This window comes from Tistrella mobilis (assembly GCF_041468085.1).
GTDB classification, from domain to species: domain Bacteria; phylum Pseudomonadota; class Alphaproteobacteria; order Tistrellales; family Tistrellaceae; genus Tistrella; species Tistrella mobilis_A.
Map to the genome: position 1 here is coordinate 1,319,443 of NZ_CP121017.1, position 17,245 is coordinate 1,336,687.

Consider the following 17,245-nt stretch of genomic DNA (forward strand, 5'->3'; position numbering starts at 1 on the left):
CCGGGGCGGATCAGCCGTCGGTGCGCAGCGCATAGCCGGCGCCGCGCAGGGTGTGGATATGGCGCGGATTGCGCGGGTCGTCTTCGATCTTGCGGCGCAGCCGGACGATCTGCACGTCCACCGCCCGGTCGCCGCCGCGGATCTGCGCCCGATCGGCCAGTTCATCGCGGCTGATCGGGCGGTTGGGGGCGGCCGCAAGCACGCCCAGAAGGGTGGCCTCGCCCTGGGTCAGATGCACGATCTCTCCATTGCGGCGCAGTTCCTGGCGGCCCAGATCGAAAGTCCAGGGGCCGAAGCGCAGCGTCACCCCCTGAAGCCCGCCGGCGAAGGCCGGTGCCGCCGCGGCCGCGCGTGGTACCGAACGCCGGAGGATCGATTTCACCCGGGCCAGCAGCTCGCGCGGCTCGAAGGGCTTGGTCAGATAGTCGTCGGCCCCGGTCTCCAGCCCGGCGATCCGGTCTTCCGCCCCGTCCATGGCGGTCAGCAGCAGGATCGGCAGGTCGCCGTCGCGGCGCAACGCCTGGGTGAGGTCCAGCCCGCTTTCGCCCGGCATCATCACGTCGAGCACCAGCAGATCGACCGTGAGCATGGCAAGCTTGGCCCGCGCCTCGGCGGCGTCATGGGCGGTTGAGACCATGAAGCCGCTCTCCCGCAGCAACCGGGCGATGAGCCCACACAGCCGGCGGTCATCATCCACCACCAGGATATGGGGGGCATCGGGGTCGGGTGGCGTGGCCACGCCCTGCGCCGGCTGCATGGCAGACGATCCGGCGCCGCAGACCTCCGGCAGCTTGTCCTGACTGTTCTGTCCGCTCATGGACGGTTGAACCCGTCGCGCTCGGGATCGTCCATCACGCCCAGCATCACCTTGCGAAACCCTTCGACCGCTTCGGCCCCGGCCTCACGATAGGCACGGGCCATACGCTTGCGCTGATTTCCCGAGAGTTCGCGTTCCAGCGCCTTGCCGGTCTCGGTCAGATACAAAAGTCTCTGCCGACGATCGCGGAGGCCGGATTGCTGATCGATCAGTCCCTGATCGATCAGCTGTTTCAGAACCCGGCTCAGAGATTGCTTGGTGATGCGCAGGATCCGCAACAATTCTGTAATGGTCGTCCCGGGATTGCGACCCACGAAGTAGATCGCCCGGTGATGCGCGCGGCCCAGGCCATGCTTTTCCAGGATGCGATCCGGCTCGGCGGTGAAGTCGCGATAGCCGTAGAACAGCAGTTCGATGCCCTGGTTCAGCTCCTCCTCGCGGAGGAAGAGCGGATTCGGATTAGCGTTCGGATTGGACATTACGGCAGCCATGTTGACATAGTTGGAACGGAATGTTACTCATCCCATCCAGTTTTTGTTCGCAAATTAGCCAAGGCGCGCGACAATGGCACTCATCCCCTTCGACGACCGCGACGGCTGGGTCTGGTTCGACGGCAAGCTCACCCCGTGGCGCGAGGCACGCATCCACGTGCTCAACCACGGCCTTCACTATGCGAGCTGCGTGTTTGAAGGCCAGAGGGCGTATGACGGTGTGGTTTTCAAGCTCAACGAGCATTCTGAGCGGCTTGCCCGTTCGGCACAACTGCTCGGCTTCGAACTGCCCTATACGCCAGCCGAAGTGAATGCCGCAACCGCGGAACTTCTGGCAGCGAACGGCCTCTCGGATGCCTATGTCCGCCCGGTGGCGTGGCTGGGCAGCGAGCAGATGGGCGTCTATACCCGCGGCTCGAAGGTCCATATGGCCATCGCCTGCTGGGAATGGCCGTCCTACTTCTCTCCCGAAGAGAAGCTGAAGGGCATCCGGCTGGAGATCTCGCGCTGGAAGCGCCCGGCGCCCGACACGGCGCCGACCGAGAGCAAGGCCGCCGGCCTCTACATGATCTGCACCATGAGCCGCCGCGAGGCGGATGGTCGCGGCTTCGACGACGCGCTGATGCTCGACTATCGCGGCTATGTCGCCGAGGCGACCGGTGCGAACATCTTCTTCGGCCGCGGCAAGGAACTGCACACTCCGACCCCGGACTGCTTCCTGGACGGCATCACCCGCCGCACGGTGATGGGCCTGGCGCGCGAGGCGGGCTACACCATCGTCGAGCGCCATATCCGTCCGGAAGAGATGGCAGAGTTCGACGAGTGCTTCCTCACCGGTTCGGCCGCTGAAGTCACCCCGGTCCGGCAGATCGGCGACTACAACTTCAAGCCGGCCGAGGCCTGCTCGACCCTGCTGCACGCCTATTCCGACCTGGTGCGTGCCGAGGGCCGTGCGGCCCGCGCCGCAGCGGCGGAGTGATCGTTCTCCGGTCCTGTCCTCCCCCGCCTGACGGCACCGCCTGACGGAACCGCGCCTGAAACGACGAAGCGCGCCCGCCCCGGGGAACCGGAGCGGGCGCGCTTCGTTGTATGGAAGGTCGGTCGATCAGGGAGGTCGTGGCCGGCGATCAGCGTGGCGCGGAAGCGGCGCGGCGCCAGCCTTCAACCACCAGTTCCGAGGTGAGGTCCTGCATCTCGCGATCGCGGGCGGCGACGCGGGCAAGGGCGTCTTCCAAGGCCTCGGGGCTCGCCATCGGGGTGGCGCGGATCACGGCCTTCAGCTCGCCGCGCGCATCCTTGAGGGCCATGAGCCGCTGCCGAAGCTCGGGCCTGCGGGCCTCGAAGGCCGTCTTCACGGCATCGCGCTGCGGCTCGGGCATGTCGTGGAGCAGGCGATGGATGCCGCGGTCGTGTCCGCCGGGCCGCATCAGCACGCCCGACAGGAAGATGCCGGCCACGAACAGGTTCAGCGCCAGGCTGGCGATCAACGCGCTCACCACCCAGCGGGCCCGGCGTCCGGTCAACGTCATGGCGCCTCCTCCAGGCTGCCCTGTTCGCCATAGAGCACGGCGGCAAGATCGATGTCGGCGCCGTCCAGCGCCAGCGCCGGGGCCGCGACCCAGCCATTGCCGCCGATCAGCAGCCCCATCACCAGGGCCGCCGCGGCGACGGCACCGCCCAGCCGGGCGACGAAGGCGGGGCTGTGCCCGCTGCCCCGGGAGGCGCGCGATGCGGCCGGGCGCGTGGCTCCGAGGGGCGTCGCGATCTTCGGCGGCTGCGGCTGAGATGTCGGCGCGCCCCGGCCGCCTTCGATTACGGTGATCTGGGGCCGGGCGGCCGGGATCGCCTTCAGCCGGTCGAGAAATGCGGTATCGCGGGCTGTCGCATCACGCCCGGCACCGCCGCCTCCGCTGCCCGGTGCGGCGGCGCGGATCAGGCTGTCCAGCCGGCGGGCCTCGTCCAGCACCGCGCGGGCGGCCGGCTCGGTCGCCAGCAGCACCAGGGCGTCGTCGCGGGCGGTTTCGGGCCAGCGCGCCGGATCGCCGCCATGGGCGTCCAGCAACGCCCGGAAGCCGTCGATATCCATCACGCGCCTCCCTCGTCTTCCTCGTCCATCAGGGGTCTGAGCCCGGTGCGCAGGCTGCGCCGGGCCCTGACCAGAAGCTGTTCCATCGCACCGGCGCTGACCCCCATCGCCTCCGCGGCCTCCGCGCCGCTCAACCCGGCGTCGTAAACCAGGGCAATCGCCATGCGCTGGCGTTCGGGCAGGGTTTCGATCGCATCGGTCACCTGGCGGAGCACCCGGTCCCGCTCCAGGCGCTCCAGCGCGCCGGGGGCAGGGTCGGGCGGGTCGATGGCATCGGTGAGTTCACCCATGCGCGGCCGGCGCAACTGGTCCAGGCAGCGATTGGCCACCGCCCGCCAGAGCCAGGTACCGAAGCGCGCGCCGCCCGGTCGCCACCGCGCCGCCGCCCCCGCCCAGAGGCGGGTGAAGACATCCTGAACGGCATCTTCGGCGTCGGCACGGCTGCCGAGCATGCGGGTCGCCACGGCGAGCGCACGCTCGCCATGGCGGTCCACCAGCCGCCCGAAAGCGGCGGCATCACCCGCGGCCACGCGGGCCAGCAGGAGGTCATCCTCGTCATGTGGCCGCCCGGCGGCCCCGGTATCCGACGAGGATGCGACCATGATCACCCGCCGGTCTTCGGCGCATCGGCCGGCTTGTCGGCGGCCGGGCCGTTATTGCGCATGTAGTCGCGCATCCGCTCGCGGGCGGTTTCGCGTTCCGCCTTGGTGATCTGGCCGTCGCCATCGGCATCCAGGCGGGCAAACATCTTGTCGGCGCCGGCCATGAATTCATCGCGCGAGATGACGCCGTCGCCATTGGTGTCGGCCATGCGCGCCATATGGTCGCCGCGCGGGCCCTTGTGGCCCCAGCCGGGCATGCCGTCGCCGGCCTTGCCGTCGTGCATCATCGCGCGCCCGGCCTTCATCTCGTCGCGGCTGACGCGGCCGTCCTGGTTGGTGTCGAGCTTCTGGAAGCGTTCGGCGGTGCGCGCCTGCATCTGTTCCAGCGTCATGCCGTCGGCGTTCGGGCCCTGATTACCGGGCCCGGCAGCGATGGCGAGGCCAGGCAGTGCCAGAAGAGTGGCGAAGCCGGCGGCGAGGGCAGTCCTGCGGAAGCTGTTGCGGGTCATGGATCGGGTCTCCTTGGGAGCCACCATGGATGGTGGGGGGAGCATAAGAGAGCGGCGGTTCGAACCGTTGGAAGAACCGGGCGTCGTCCTGCCCCGTTCCTGCAGCTTTCACGCGCGCGCCGCCGCTTCCCTACGCGGCTCCCCGTTTTCCGCCCGAAGGCGTCTGCCATCTGAGGGCGGCGTCGTCGTCGCTCGACTTCGCGGCCACCCATCGTTCCCCATCCGGTGTTTCTTCCAGTTTCCAGAACGGCGCCCGGGTCTTCAACCAGTCGATCAGAAAGGCGCAGGCATCGAAGGCGGCCGCCCGATGGGCGGAAGCCGCGATCACCAGCACGATCCGTTCCCCCGGCATCAACCGGCCGACGCGGTGGATGATGCGGATGGCCTGAAGCGGCCAGCGCTCGGCGGCCTCCCGCGCGATGCGGTCGATCTCGCGCTCGGTCATGCCGGGATAGTGCTCCAGGGTCATGGCCGCCACCTCGTCGGCGCCGTCCCGGCCGCGCACCTGGCCCACGAACAGCGCGACGCCGCCCGTGGCGTGGCCGTCCGCGGCCGCGGCATATTCGGCGCCGACATCGAAATCCGCCGTCTGGACCCGGATATCGATCGTGCAGCCAGGGGCCTCCGCCCCCGATCCGCCGGTCACCGGCGGGAAAATCGCGATCTCGTCGCCGTCATGCACCGCGGCATCTGGGCCGGCATAATCCTGGTTCACCGCCACCCGCACCGCCGACCGGTCGGCGAGCGCCTGGGCATGGGCGGGGCTTACCCCCGCCAGGTGGTCCAGCAGGGCGCCCACGGTCGACAGAGCCGGCGTCCAGACGATCTCTTCCTCGCCGCGACCGATCCGGGCGCGCATCCAGGCGAAATAAAGGATCTGCAGGGGCATGGGGAGCGTCTCCGTCAGCGTCGGTCGGCGGCAAGAAGATGGCGCATGCCGCCCTGCATATAGCTCCAGCCGGTCACCACCGTCAGCGCCGCCGCAAGCCAGAGCAGGATCTCGCCCGCCCACCAGGCCCAGGCACCCAGCGCCGGCAGCAGCAGCAGGGTGGCGATCGCGACCATCTGCACCGTGGTCTTCCACTTGGCGAGTTTCGAGACCGGCACCGAGACGCGGTCGCTGGCCAGATGTTCCCGCAGCCCGGAAATCAGGATCTCGCGGCAGAGGATGATCAGCGCGGGCAGGGGATGGGCGCGGCCGTCGGCAACCAGCATCAGCAGGGCAGCGGTGACCAGCAGCTTGTCGGCGATCGGGTCCAGGAACCGGCCGACCGCCGAGACCACGCCCCAGCGCCGCGCCAGCCAGCCGTCGAACCAGTCGGTGACGGACGCCGCGGCGAACAGGCCGAAGGTGACCCAGGCGCCGGCCACCGGATCGAGCGTGAACCCCGCGATGAAGAACGGGATCACCACGATCCGCGACAGGGTGAGGAGATTGGGCAGGCTCTGGCGCATGGGATCCGTCGCGATTGGGGTCGCGGGACAGTCTACAGGAAGCGGGCCGTTTCCGTCAGCCTTCGGGGGAGATCATCAGCCGTCGGGATGGAAGAAGCCGTAGATCTGGCGGGCGACGGCGGTCGAGATGCCCTCCACCCGGGCGATGTCGGCCAGGCTTGCCGCCCCCACCGCCTTGGCGGAGCCGAAATGGTGCAGCAGGGCCTTCTTGCGCTTCGGCCCGATACCGGGGATCTCGTCCAGGGCCGAGGTGCCGATGGCGCGGCTGCGCCTCGCGCGATGCTGGCCGCCGGCGAACCGGTGCGCCTCGTCGCGCAGGCGCTGCAGGAAATACAGCACCGGGTCGCGCTCGGGCAGGCGGAAGGGCGCGCGGCCGGGCAGGAAAAAGCGTTCGCGCCCGGCATCGCGGTCGGGGCCCTTGGCGATGGCGGCGACCATGATCCGTCCGGTCAACCCCGCCGCCTCCAGCTCTTCGGTGCCGGTCTGCAACTGGCCTTCGCCGCCGTCGAGCAGCACCAGATCGGGCCAGCCGGCGACGCGGTCGGTCTCGCCCCCGGCCTCTTCCAGCTCGCGGGCCAGCCGGCCGAAGCGACGGCGCATCACCTCGCGCATCATGGCATAGTCGTCGCCGCCGGCTTTGGCCGGGTCGATATCGCGGATGGTGAAGCTGCGATAGGACCTGCGGTCGAAGCCTTCGGGGCCGGCGACGATCATGCCGCAGACGGCATGTGTGCCCGAGATATGGGCGTTGTCGTAGACCTCGATCCGCTGCGGTGCCCGCTCCAGGCCGAAAACCGTGCGCGCACCCTCCAGCAGCCGCTTCTGGCTAGATGTTTCGGCCAGCTTGCGGCCCAGCGCCTCGCGGGCATTGGTGGCGGCATGGGTCACCGCCTGCAGCTTGTCGCCGCGCCGCGGCACGGTCAGCCGTACCTTGTGGCCGGCCCGCACCGACAGCGCCTGGGCGACCAGATCGGCCTCGTCGGGCTCGCGGTCCAGCACCACCTCCCGCGGTGGCAGTTTGTCGGCATAGAACTGGCCGAGAAAGGCCGAGAGCACCTCGGCCGCACTGCTGCCGGCCTCGTTGGCCGGGAAATAGGCCCGGTTGCCGTAGTTCTGGCCGCCGCGGAAGAAGAAGACCTGGATGCAGGTCTGGCCGCCGTCTTCGGCGATCGCCACCACATCCACATCTTCCAGCCCCTGGAAATTGATCCCCTGGGTGGCGGTGACGCGGGCGAGCGCCTTGATCCGGTCGCGATAGACCGCGGCGGTTTCGAAATCGAGATCATTCGCCGCCTCGGCCATGCGGTCCTGCATCGCCTGGCGAACACCGGCCGAGCGGCCGCGCAGGAAGTCGCGGGCTTCGGCCACCAGACGGCCATAGCTCTCGCGGTCGACATAGGCACAGCAGGGCGCGCTGCAGCGTTTGATCTGATATTGCAGGCACGGCCGGCTGCGGCCTTCGAACACCGAATCCGAGCAGTTGCGCAGCAGGAACGCCTTCTCCAGCACCGCCAGGGTTTCGTTGACTGCGCCGGCGCTGGCGAAGGGGCCGAAATACTCGCCCTTGCGGTTGCGGGCGCCGCGATGTTTCAGGATTTGCGGAAAATCGTGGTCGCCGGTGATCAGGATATAGGGGAAGCTCTTGTCGTCGCGCAGCAGCACGTTGAACCGCGGGCGCAGACGCTTGATCAGATTGGCTTCCAGCAGCAGCGCCTCGGCCTCCGAGGCGGTGGTGACGATCTCCATGGTCCGGGTCTCGGCCACCATCCGCATCAGCCGCGGTTGAAGCTGATTGACCCGGGTATAGCTCGCCACCCGGCGCTTAAGATGCTTGGCCTTGCCGACATAGAGCACGTCGCCATGGCCGTCGAGCATGCGATACACCCCCGGACCATCAGGCATGGTCTTCAGCGCCGCCAGGATGGCCCCGCGGCCAGTACGCAGCTGCGGGTGGCGGGAGAGGGGGCGGGCTGTCGCTGAGGCCTCCGCCGAGCCTTCAAGGGGCGCAGGGGCCGGGCCCGCATCGTCCTCTGTGGCCTGCGGCTCATCCGCATCGCCGTCGGTGTCCTCTCCGGCGGATGCCTCGTCGCCCGCTTCGAGACGCACCCAGCCCGGATCGCCCTGTTCATGGCGCGGCCGGCGGCTGCGCTGCGGGCGGCCGGACGAGGCATCATCCACCAGCACATCCTCGGACGGGGCGCCGGCAGCATCGTCGGCGTCCCCGTCGTCTCCGTCGTCGCCGTCTTCCGCATCATCCGCGCCGTCTTCGGCCGCGGGCTTTGCCGCATCTTCGGGCGCTGCGGCGCGGCGGGTCAGAAGGCGGGTGAGGGCCGGCGTGTCGAGGGCGGCCGCATCGCCTTCCCAGACGATGTCCTCAACCCCGCTCTCCGCCTGCGGGGTGTCGGCAGCGGCGGCTTCAGCCTCCGCTTCGGCAGCAGGGCGGTGGATATCTTCGGGCCGCTCGGTCATGTCCGTCTCACAAGCGTCATCTGATCGTCAACATATCCACGGAAACTGTGGATAACCATGTGTATATCGTGTTGAGGGCCGGTGCGACGGGGCTGTCCGCTTGGTTTTCCATCGCTTTGCCCAAAAAATAGGCAAATGTTAAGTCCTTGATTTTCTGTTCTTTTTGTCAAAATGGGCTGCCAGCCACGTACCATCAAGGGCTTAGCCCGCCGATTCGCTGTCAAGCGCTTTATTGTGGGGCCCCTGTGTAAAAAAAAGCTGGTGTTGCACCGGCTGCATGGCGTTCCCGACCCGTTCAGGGGAAGAGAAGGCATACAAAAGCATTCACGCCGAACGATTCGGCATGGGGAAACATCTGCTTGCGCAAGCTCGTTCCGCCAGCGCTCAGGCGCGCATACGCTCGATTTCCACGCCGACGCCGGCGGCATCGTGGAACACGTCGAGCTTCTCGATGCGGATTCGCGCGACAAGCACGCGATCGTCCGAAAAACACAGGGCAGCCACGCGTTCGGCGAGGGTCTCAACCAGATTGACGTGCCCGCTGCCGGCAAGGGCCCGGATGCCCACGACCAGATCCTCATAGGACAACACACAGGACAGATCATCCGCCGCCGGCGGGCCATCGTCGCGCAGCGTGAGGTCGATGTTGAACGCCACCCGCTGCGGTTGACCATGTTCATGCGCATGGACACCGATATCGCAGGCGATCACCAGATCGCGGATGAACAGGCGGCGCCGCGACGGCCGGTGGTCCGGCTGAGGAACGGCGCGCAATTGGATCGGATCGGTCAAGGGGCTCTCCCGGATGGGGGCGGCATCGGATCGCGGGCAGGGCCGGATCACGGGCAGCATCAGATCGCAGGCGGTACCGGAAGACCGGCCCGGGCGGCAGCAGTCCTACACCGCCCGGCGCCTCGCGTCGAGCCTCAGTCCAGTGCCGCATCATGTGCATGGGGCGGCTGGGCCCAGCCCAGATGCTGGCCGCCATCCAGCGCCAGCATCTGCCCCGTCATCGCCTGGGCGCCGATCAGGAAACGCACCGCCTCGGAAATTTCTTCGGGCGAGGTGCCACGCCGCAGGGGCATCTTCTCACACTGTTCGCGGAAGCCGGCATCGTCCTGATGGATGCTGGCGAGGGTGGGGCCGGGGCCGATCGCATTCACCCGGATCCGCGGTGCCAGCGCCATGGCCAGCGTGCGGGTCAGTGTCCAGAGCCCGGCCTTGCTGACCGTATAGGTCATGAAATGCGGCGTCAGGTTCCAGACCCGCTGGTCGATGAGGTTGATGATCGCCCCGCCGGCCGCGGCCGGCAGCTGATGCACGAAGCCCTGCGACAGCACGAACGGTGCCCGCAGATTGACTTCCATGTGGAAATCCCAGCTTTCGCGGGTGGCCGTGGTGACGGCGTCGTATTCGAAGGTCGAGGCATTGTTGACCAGCACCCCGATCGGCCCCAGCGCTTCTGCAGCCCGCGGCATCAGCGAGGCGACCTCGTCTTCCACCGCCAGATCGGCCTTGAGCGCCACGGCCCGGCCGCCGCCGCTGCGGATCTCGGCCGACACCGCCTCGGCCGCCTCGGCCGAGCCGTTATAATGCACCGCAACCGCATAACCGTCGGCCGCGAGGTCGAGCGCGATGCGCCGGCCGATACGTTTCGCCCCGCCGGTGACGAGGGCGGCCCGCGGCAGGGCCGGCAGGGGGCGGGCCCCGTCTCTGGGATGGGACCCGTCTGCAGGGCGGGATGTCGGGCTGGTGGTCATCGGGACGTCCGTTGCTGGTGTCGGGGACCGAAACGACGCCGGCGCCCGATGGTGCCGCCCCCGGGATTATTCCCCGGGGCCGGGCAACGGACGGCCTGGCGCGGTCTCGCGGGCGGTGGTGCCATGCTCGCTGCCATGGCCCTCCGCACCGACATGGGCCGGGGGATGGTTGCGGTCAAGCTCGGTCAGGCGCTTTGCGATCGAGCCCGCCGGGCGGGTGAAGCGTGCCAGCATCGCATAGAGCACCGGCACCAGGAACAGGGTCATGACGGTGGCAAGCGACATGCCGCCGATCACCACCACCGCCAGCGCGCTGCGGCTTTCGACACCGGCCCCATGGCCCATGGCCAGCGGCACGGCGCCGAGCACGGTTGCAATCGTGGTCATCAGGATCGGGCGCAGGCGCAGCACCGCCGATTTCCGGGCGGCGGCGGCCGGCGACAGGCCCTCCTCGTCGCGGAGCTGGTTGGCGAACTCCACGATCAGGATGCCGTTCTTGGCCATCAGCCCGACCAGCATCACCATGCCGATCTGGCTGTAGATGTTGAACGTGCCGCCCGAGAGCCAGACCCCGGCGAGGCCCCCGGTCAGCCCCACCGGCACCGCCAGGAGGATGATCACCGGGTGGATCCAGCTTTCAAACTGGGCTGCCAGCACCAGGAACACGATCAGGATGGCGAGCGCGAAGACGATCATCACGCCGGCACCCGCATCGACATATTCGCGCGACTGGCCGTCGAAGGTGACACGGGCGGCCGTCGGCAGTTCCTCGGCGGCGATCCGGCGGACTTCCTCGATCGCGTTGCCGAGGCCATAGCCCTCGGCGAGGCCCGCCTCGATGGTGATGGCGGGCAGGCGGTCGACGCGGCGCAGCTCCGGCGGCACCGCCACCTCTTCCATGCGCACCAGATTGGACAGCGGCACCAGCGAGCCGTCGGTGCCGGCACGCACGAAGACATTGGAAAGATCACGCGCCGCAGCGCGGTCGTCATCGGCGGCCTGAAGCACCACGTCGTACTGCTCGCCGCGGTCTTCGAAACGGGTCACGGTCCGGCTGCCGAACATCACTTCCAGCGTGCCGCCGATCTCCTCTGCGGTGATGCCCAGCGCGGCCGCACGCTCGCGGTCAACCGAGACGTCGAGCTGCGGCTTGGTCTCTTCATAGTCGGTACTGACGTTGGTGAGCTGCGGGTTCTCCTGCAGCCGGCGGAGCATGGTATCGGCCCAGGCCTTCACGTCCTCGCGGTCGAGGCCGGCGACCACCACTTCGAGCGGATCGGAAAAGCCGCGCTGGCCGAGGCCCGGCGGGTTGACCGGTACGGCACGCACGCCCGGCACGGCCGAGAGTTTGGGCAGGACCTCGCGTACCAGGTCGGACTGGCGGACATCGCGTTCCGACCAGGGCGCCAGACGCACGATCACGAAGGCCCGGTCGACGGGCGAGGGGCGGTTGGTGCCGGGGGAGACGATGGTGAAGACGATCGAGGCGACACCGCGATCGACCAGCGGTCGCAGGATCTCTTCCACCTTTTCGACATTGCGGCTGGTGTAGTCGTAGCTCGATCCCTTCGGCGCCTCGACGACCACGATGAAGCTGCCCCGGTCTTCCGTCGGAGCGAATTCGCGCGGGATGACCTCGTAGAGGATGCCGGCAATCACCGAGATGCCGATGGCGATTGCGATCACCACCAGCTTTGCCGCCATGGCCCAGCCAAGGATGCGGTCATAGACCCGGTTCATGCCGTCGAAGAAGCGCTGGCTCAGCCGTTCCGCGGCATTGGCCTTGCCAGGCGCGCGCAGCAGCTTGCTGCACATCATCGGGGTCAATGTCAGAGCGACCAGCATCGAGAAGGCGACCGAGGCCGCCATGGCGATGCCGAATTCGCCGAACAGCCGGCCGGTGCGGCCTTCCATGAACGAGATCGGCACGAAGACCGCGATCAGCACCAGCGTGGTCGCGATCACCGCAAAGGCGATCTGGCGCGAGCCGCGCAGCGAGGCGAGCAGCGGCGGCTCCCCCTCTTCGATGCGGCGGTGGATGTTCTCAAGCACCACGATCGCGTCGTCGACCACCAGACCGATCGCCAGCACCAGCGCCAGCAGGGTCAGCACGTTGATCGAGAAGCCGAGTGCGCCCAGCACGGTGAGCGAGGCGATCACCGAAACCGGGATCGCCACCGCGGGAACCAGTGTGGCGGCGATCGAGCGCAGGAAGATGAAGATGATGCCGACCACCAGCAGCAGCGCGATCACCAGCGCGTGCAGCACCTCGTAGATCGCTTCCGAGATGAACAGGCTTTCGTCATAGGAATAGGCAACCCGGATATCCGGCGGCAGGCTGGTGCGGATCTGCTCGATCTCGGCGCGTACGCCATTGGCAACGTCGAGCGTATTGGCCTTCGACTGCCGGATCACGCCGACGCCGATGCCGGACATGCCGTTGGAGCGGATCTCGTTCTTGTAGTCTTCGGCACCGACCTCGACCCGGGCGACGTCTCCCAGCCGGATCGGGCTGCCATCGGTGCCGCCGGCGATGATCAGGCGGCGGAAATCCTCTTCGCCGGCGAAGCGTGTGTCGGTGCGGATCGTAACCTCGCGATTGGTGGTCTCGATGCTGCCGGCGGGAAGTTCCAGATTCTCGCGGTTGAGTGCTGCCGTGATGTCGGTGACGGTCAGCCCGCGGGCGGCCAGGGCCTGACGGTCAATCCAGATCCGCATCGCATAGCGCCGCTCGCCGCCGATATAGACCGAGGCGACGCCCGGTACCACCGACAGCCGGTCGACGATGTAGCGGTCGGCATAGTCGGTGAGGGCAAGCGAATCGCGCGCATCCGAGGTCAGCGTCACCCAGAGCATCGCCCGGGCATCGGCATCTGCCTTGGAGATGATCGGCTGATCGGCCGTCTCCGGCAGGTCGTCCATCACCTGGGCGACCTTGTCGCGGACATCGTTGGTCGCGGCTTCCAGATCCCGGTCGACATTGAATTCGATCGAGACATAGGACCGGCCGTCGCGGCTGACCGAGCGCATGCTGCGGATGCCTTCGATGCCGCTGACCGCGCCCTCGACGATTTCGGTGATCTGGGTTTCGACCAGAGAGGCCGGCGCGCCGCGATAGGCGGTTGAGATCGACACTTCCGGCGTGTCGACATCCGGGTATTCGCGCACCGCCAGGCGGATGGCGGCAGAGAGGCCCAGAACCACGAGCAGCAGCGACAGGACGGTCGCGAAGACCGGGCGCTTGATGGAGACGTCCGACAGGATCATGACGGCACCCGAATCGACAGCGGGGAGGGCATCAGCCGGCGGTGGCCGGCCGGGCGCCGGTTCCTGTGGTGCCGGTGCCCGTGGCGACGGTGATCGGTGCGCCGTCGCGCAGGCGCTGATGGCCGGCGACGACCACCGGCTCGCCCGGCTCCAGACCTTTCAGAACCTCGATCAGCCCGTCCTGGCGGCGGCCGGGCTCGATGATCCGCCGCTTCGCGATGCCGTCGGCACCGGCGACGTAGACATAGGCGAGCCGGCCTTCGCGGATCATGGCGGTCTCAGGGATGGTCGGCATGTCGGGGCCGGGATCGAGGGTGAGGGTGACGGCCATGAACATGCCCGGCTTCAGCCGCCCGTCCGGGTTGTCGACCGCGGCTTCCACCGTCACCGCGCGGGTGGCGACGTCGATGCGGGTATCGATGAACTGCACCCGGCCGGCAAACGCCTCGTCGGGATAGGCGGCGCTGCGGGCGGCCACGGTCTGGCCGGCGCTGAGCTGGGCGAGGGCGGTTTCGGGCACGGCGAAGGAGAGTTTGATCGGGTCGATGTCGTCGAGCGTCGTGATCGCGGTGTCGGGTCCGATCACCGCGCCGATGCTGACCTGACGCAGGCCCACCCGGCCGGTGAACGGCGCCACCACCTTGTGATCGGCAAGCTCCGCCCGGGCGGCGGCGAGCTGGGCGCGGGCTGCCGCCAGCGACGTTGTGCGGGTGTCGAATTCCGCGGCCGAGACGGCGTTGCGCTGCCGCAGCTGCCGGGTCCGCTCCAGCTGGGTCTGAGCTTCGTGAACCGCTGCTTCAAGCTGGGCGACCGTGGCCCTGGCGGCGGCATCGTCGAGCGAGGCCAGCACGCGGCCCGCCTCCACCGTGGTGCCAGGGGTGAAGTTCAGGTCCGAAATCCGGCCGGAAATCTTGGTGGAGACCGTCACGGCATCCATGGCACGGGCGGTGCCGACCGCCTCTACCACCCGGGCGAGCTGGCGGGGCGTGACGGCGGCGAGTTCCACGGTCACCGGCCGCACGGTCGCGGGTGTCACCGTCGCCGAGGCCTGGCCGGCTTCGCCCCCGGCCAGGTGATCCCAGCCGTACCAGGCGCCTGCGCCGGCCGCGGCAAGGCCCGCGATCAGAATGATCTGCCCGATGATCCGCACGTCCTGGTTCCCCCACTCGGCATCCGTGGCCGCCCTTCGGCGTGTCCGTCCGGTGCCGTCATGCCCCGAATCCGGTCCCGTTGCACCGCCCGATGCCCGTGCCCGGTGCTGCGCAACGACGATGATACGATGCGACGGCAGCTTCTCCTACGCGCGCTTCCGGGGGGCGGATCGATTTTCGGGGCAGCGGCTGTGACAAAGGCCACGCCGTCGTTCCCATGCCGCAGTCAGCCGCGCTTGCGTCCGGTGGGTTTGCCGGATTTGAGCGCGCCGCGCCGGCCGCCGGTCTTGGCGCCGCCTGCCACCCGGGCTGCCCGTGAATCCAGCCGGCCGCCGCGCCCCTTCGGCGGAGCAAGGGCCGGACCTGCCCCCTCGGCGAGACCCAGTTCGGCGGCATCCAGGCGCTTGAGCTCGTCGCGCAGCCGGGCCGCCTCCTCGAATTCCAGATCGGCCGCCGCTGCCCGCATCCGCTTCTCCAGATCTTCCTTGTAGGCGCGGAGATTGTGGCCGACCAGATGGCCCTGATCGGCGTCTTCGACCTCTACTTCCAGATAGTCGGCCTCGTAAACACTGCCCAGCGCGTCGCCGATGGTCTTGCGCACGCTTTCGGGCGTGATGCCATGCTCCTGATTATAGGCCATCTGCTTGGCGCGGCGGCGTTCGGTCTCGGCGATGGCGTAGGACAGGCTCTCGGTCATGTGATCGGCATAGCAGAGCACCCGGCCGTCGATATTGCGGGCCGCGCGGCCGATGGTCTGGACCAGAGAGGTTTTCGAGCGCAGGAAGCCTTCCTTGTCGGCATCCAGGATCGCCACCAGCGCACATTCGGGAATGTCGAGGCCTTCGCGCAGCAGGTTGATGCCGATCAGGATGTCGAACACGCCCTTGCGCAGGTCGCGGATGATCTCGATGCGCTCCAGCGTCTCGATGTCCGAATGCAGATAGCGGACCTTCAGGCCGGCTTCGTGCATGTACTCCGTGAGGTCTTCGGCCATGCGCTTGGTCAGCGTGGTCACCAGCACCCGATAGCCCTTCGCGATGGTGTCGCGCGCTTCGGCCAGAAGATCATCGACCTGGCGGGTGCAGGGCCGCACGATCACCGGCGGATCGATCAGCCCGGTGGGGCGGATGACCTGTTCGACGAAGGTGCCGCCGGTGCGCTCCAGCTCCCAGGGACCGGGGGTCGCCGACACGAAAACCGATTGCGGCCGCATCGCGTCCCATTCCTCGAATTTCAGCGGCCGGTTGTCGGCACAGGACGGCAGACGGAAGCCGTAATCCGACAGCACGGATTTGCGCTGGAAGTCGCCGCGGAACATGCCGCCCACCTGCGGCACGGTCACATGGCTCTCGTCGACGAAGAGCAGGGCGTCGTCCGGCAGGTATTCGAACAGGGTCGGCGGCGGCTCGCCGGGTGCGCGGCCCGACAGATAGCGGGAATAGTTCTCGATGCCGGCGCAGGATCCCGTCGCCTCGATCATCTCCATATCGAAGGTGGTGCGCTGTTCCAGCCGCTGGGCCTCCAGCAGCTTGCCTTCGGCCTCGAACTGCGCAAGCCGGGCCTTCAGCTCTTCCTTGATGTGTTTCACCGCCTGGGCGAGCGTCGGCTTGGGCGTGACATAGTGGCTGTTCGGGTAGATGCGCACCTTGGGGAAACTGCCGGTCTTTTCGCCGGTCAGCGGGTCGAATTCGACGATCGCCTCAACCTCGTCGCCGAATAGGCTGAGCCGCCAGGCGCGGTCTTCCAGATGGGCGGGGAAGATTTCGACCACATCGCCGCGCACCCGGAAGGCGCCGCGCTGGAAACCGGTATCGTTGCGACGATACTGCAGCTCGACCAGTTTTTTCAGCAGAACCGTCCGGTCGATCGTCTCGCCCTTCGCGATATCCAGCGTCATCCGGGCATAGGTTTCCACCGCGCCGATACCGTAGATGCACGACACCGAGGCCACGATCACTACATCGCGCCGCTCCAGCAGGGCACGGGTGGCCGAGTGGCGCATCCGGTCGATCTGCTCGTTGATCGAGGCTTCCTTCTCGATATAGGTATCGGAGCGGGGCACATAGGCTTCGGGCTGATAGTAGTCGTAATACGAGACGAAGTATTCTACCGCGTTCTCGGGGAAGAACTGTTTCATCTCGCCATAGAGCTGGGCGGCCAGCGTCTTGTTCGGCGCCAGGATCAGGGCCGGACGGCCCTCTGCGGCGATCACCTGGGCCATGGTGAAGGTCTTGCCCGAGCCGGTGACACCCAGCAGCACCTGATCGCGTTCCCGGTTGCGGATGCCGTCGAGCAGTTCCGCGATGGCGGTCGGCTGATCACCCGCGGGTTCGAAGGCGCTGACCAGGTTGAAGTCCGCCCGACCGGTCGGACGGGTCGGCATCGGATCCGGGACCTCGCGGTCGTCGAAGGTGCGGCCGGGCATCAGGACGGGCATGGGCGCTCGGATCTCCAGACGGTCAGGACGTATGGTCGCCGCTCACGCAGCGGGGCCACTGCCATATATAGGATTTTCAGCCGGATTTTCAGCGATTGAGTGCGGCGGATACCGGCACCTCCTGACAGGTGATGTCAGGAGGGCGGAGGGCCCTCGCATGAGGGCTTTTCCGTTGAAAGCCCCGGGGGGCGGGAGTACGTT

General features: G+C 68.0%; 15 protein-coding genes. 1 reads left to right on the top strand and 14 read right to left on the bottom strand.

Annotation, left to right across the window (positions count from 1 at the left end; genetic code table 11):
• Positions 1-10: 10 nt before the first annotated feature.
• The gene (locus P7L68_RS11795) at positions 11-757 is read right to left on the bottom strand and encodes a response regulator (protein WP_372006825.1); all 747 of its coding nucleotides are present in this window, start codon (positions 755-757) and stop codon (positions 11-13) included.
• Between the two features lie 56 nt (positions 758-813).
• Entirely contained in the window at positions 814-1,296 is a 483-nt protein-coding gene (locus P7L68_RS11800) for a MarR family winged helix-turn-helix transcriptional regulator (RefSeq protein WP_014747739.1), read from the bottom strand.
• An 85-nt stretch (positions 1,297-1,381) separates the two neighbouring features.
• Between P7L68_RS11800 and P7L68_RS11805 the strand changes: the two genes are divergently transcribed.
• Entirely contained in the window at positions 1,382-2,287 is a 906-nt protein-coding gene (locus tag P7L68_RS11805; RefSeq protein ID WP_372005526.1) for a branched-chain amino acid aminotransferase, read from the top strand.
• 148 nt (positions 2,288-2,435) lie between these two features.
• Here P7L68_RS11805 and P7L68_RS11810 read toward each other — a convergent pair whose 3' ends face one another.
• From P7L68_RS11810 to uvrB, 12 genes are all read right to left on the bottom strand, one after another.
• Positions 2,436-2,837 (bottom strand): periplasmic heavy metal sensor, encoded by a 402-nt coding sequence (locus P7L68_RS11810; protein WP_372005527.1) that lies wholly within the window; start codon positions 2,835-2,837, stop codon positions 2,436-2,438.
• Positions 2,834-3,394: a hypothetical protein gene (locus P7L68_RS11815; protein ID WP_372005529.1), complete on the bottom strand. Its 561-nt coding sequence runs from the start codon at positions 3,392-3,394 to the stop codon at positions 2,834-2,836. The genes P7L68_RS11810 and P7L68_RS11815 overlap by 4 nt, the downstream gene beginning before the upstream one ends.
• A complete protein-coding gene (locus P7L68_RS11820; RefSeq protein WP_372006826.1) occupies positions 3,394-3,996 on the bottom strand; it encodes a sigma-70 family RNA polymerase sigma factor in 603 nt (200 codons plus the stop codon). Before P7L68_RS11820 ends, P7L68_RS11815 begins: the two co-directional genes overlap by 1 nt.
• Before the next feature lie 2 nt (positions 3,997-3,998).
• Positions 3,999-4,505 (bottom strand): EF-hand domain-containing protein, encoded by a 507-nt coding sequence (locus tag P7L68_RS11825; protein WP_372005532.1) that lies wholly within the window; start codon positions 4,503-4,505, stop codon positions 3,999-4,001.
• Positions 4,506-4,635: 130 nt separating this feature from the next.
• On the bottom strand, positions 4,636-5,394 hold the full coding sequence (gene moaE, locus P7L68_RS11830; protein WP_372005534.1) for a molybdopterin synthase catalytic subunit MoaE: 759 nt from the start codon (positions 5,392-5,394) through the stop codon (positions 4,636-4,638).
• Between the two features lie 14 nt (positions 5,395-5,408).
• Positions 5,409-5,960 carry a CDP-diacylglycerol--glycerol-3-phosphate 3-phosphatidyltransferase gene (gene pgsA, locus P7L68_RS11835; protein ID WP_372005538.1) on the bottom strand — a complete coding sequence of 184 codons (552 nt, stop codon included), beginning with the start codon at positions 5,958-5,960 and terminating at the stop codon, positions 5,409-5,411.
• 75 nt (positions 5,961-6,035) lie between these two features.
• Positions 6,036-8,429, bottom strand: coding sequence for an excinuclease ABC subunit UvrC (uvrC, locus tag P7L68_RS11840; RefSeq protein ID WP_372005541.1), 2,394 nt, complete (start codon positions 8,427-8,429; stop codon positions 6,036-6,038).
• A 384-nt stretch (positions 8,430-8,813) separates the two neighbouring features.
• Positions 8,814-9,221: a dihydroneopterin aldolase gene (locus P7L68_RS11845; protein ID WP_372005544.1), complete on the bottom strand. Its 408-nt coding sequence runs from the start codon at positions 9,219-9,221 to the stop codon at positions 8,814-8,816.
• A 134-nt stretch (positions 9,222-9,355) separates the two neighbouring features.
• Positions 9,356-10,189, bottom strand: coding sequence for an SDR family oxidoreductase (locus P7L68_RS11850; RefSeq protein WP_372005546.1), 834 nt, complete (start codon positions 10,187-10,189; stop codon positions 9,356-9,358).
• Positions 10,190-10,255: 66 nt separating this feature from the next.
• Entirely contained in the window at positions 10,256-13,456 is a 3,201-nt protein-coding gene (locus P7L68_RS11855; protein WP_372005548.1) for an efflux RND transporter permease subunit, read from the bottom strand.
• A gap of 31 nt (positions 13,457-13,487) precedes the next feature.
• Complete coding sequence (locus tag P7L68_RS11860) at positions 13,488-14,606, bottom strand: efflux RND transporter periplasmic adaptor subunit (protein ID WP_372005551.1); 1,119 nt, start codon at positions 14,604-14,606, stop codon at positions 13,488-13,490.
• 227 nt (positions 14,607-14,833) lie between these two features.
• Positions 14,834-17,044 (bottom strand): excinuclease ABC subunit UvrB, encoded by a 2,211-nt coding sequence (uvrB, locus tag P7L68_RS11865; RefSeq protein ID WP_372005553.1) that lies wholly within the window; start codon positions 17,042-17,044, stop codon positions 14,834-14,836.
• Positions 17,045-17,245 lie beyond the last annotated feature (201 nt).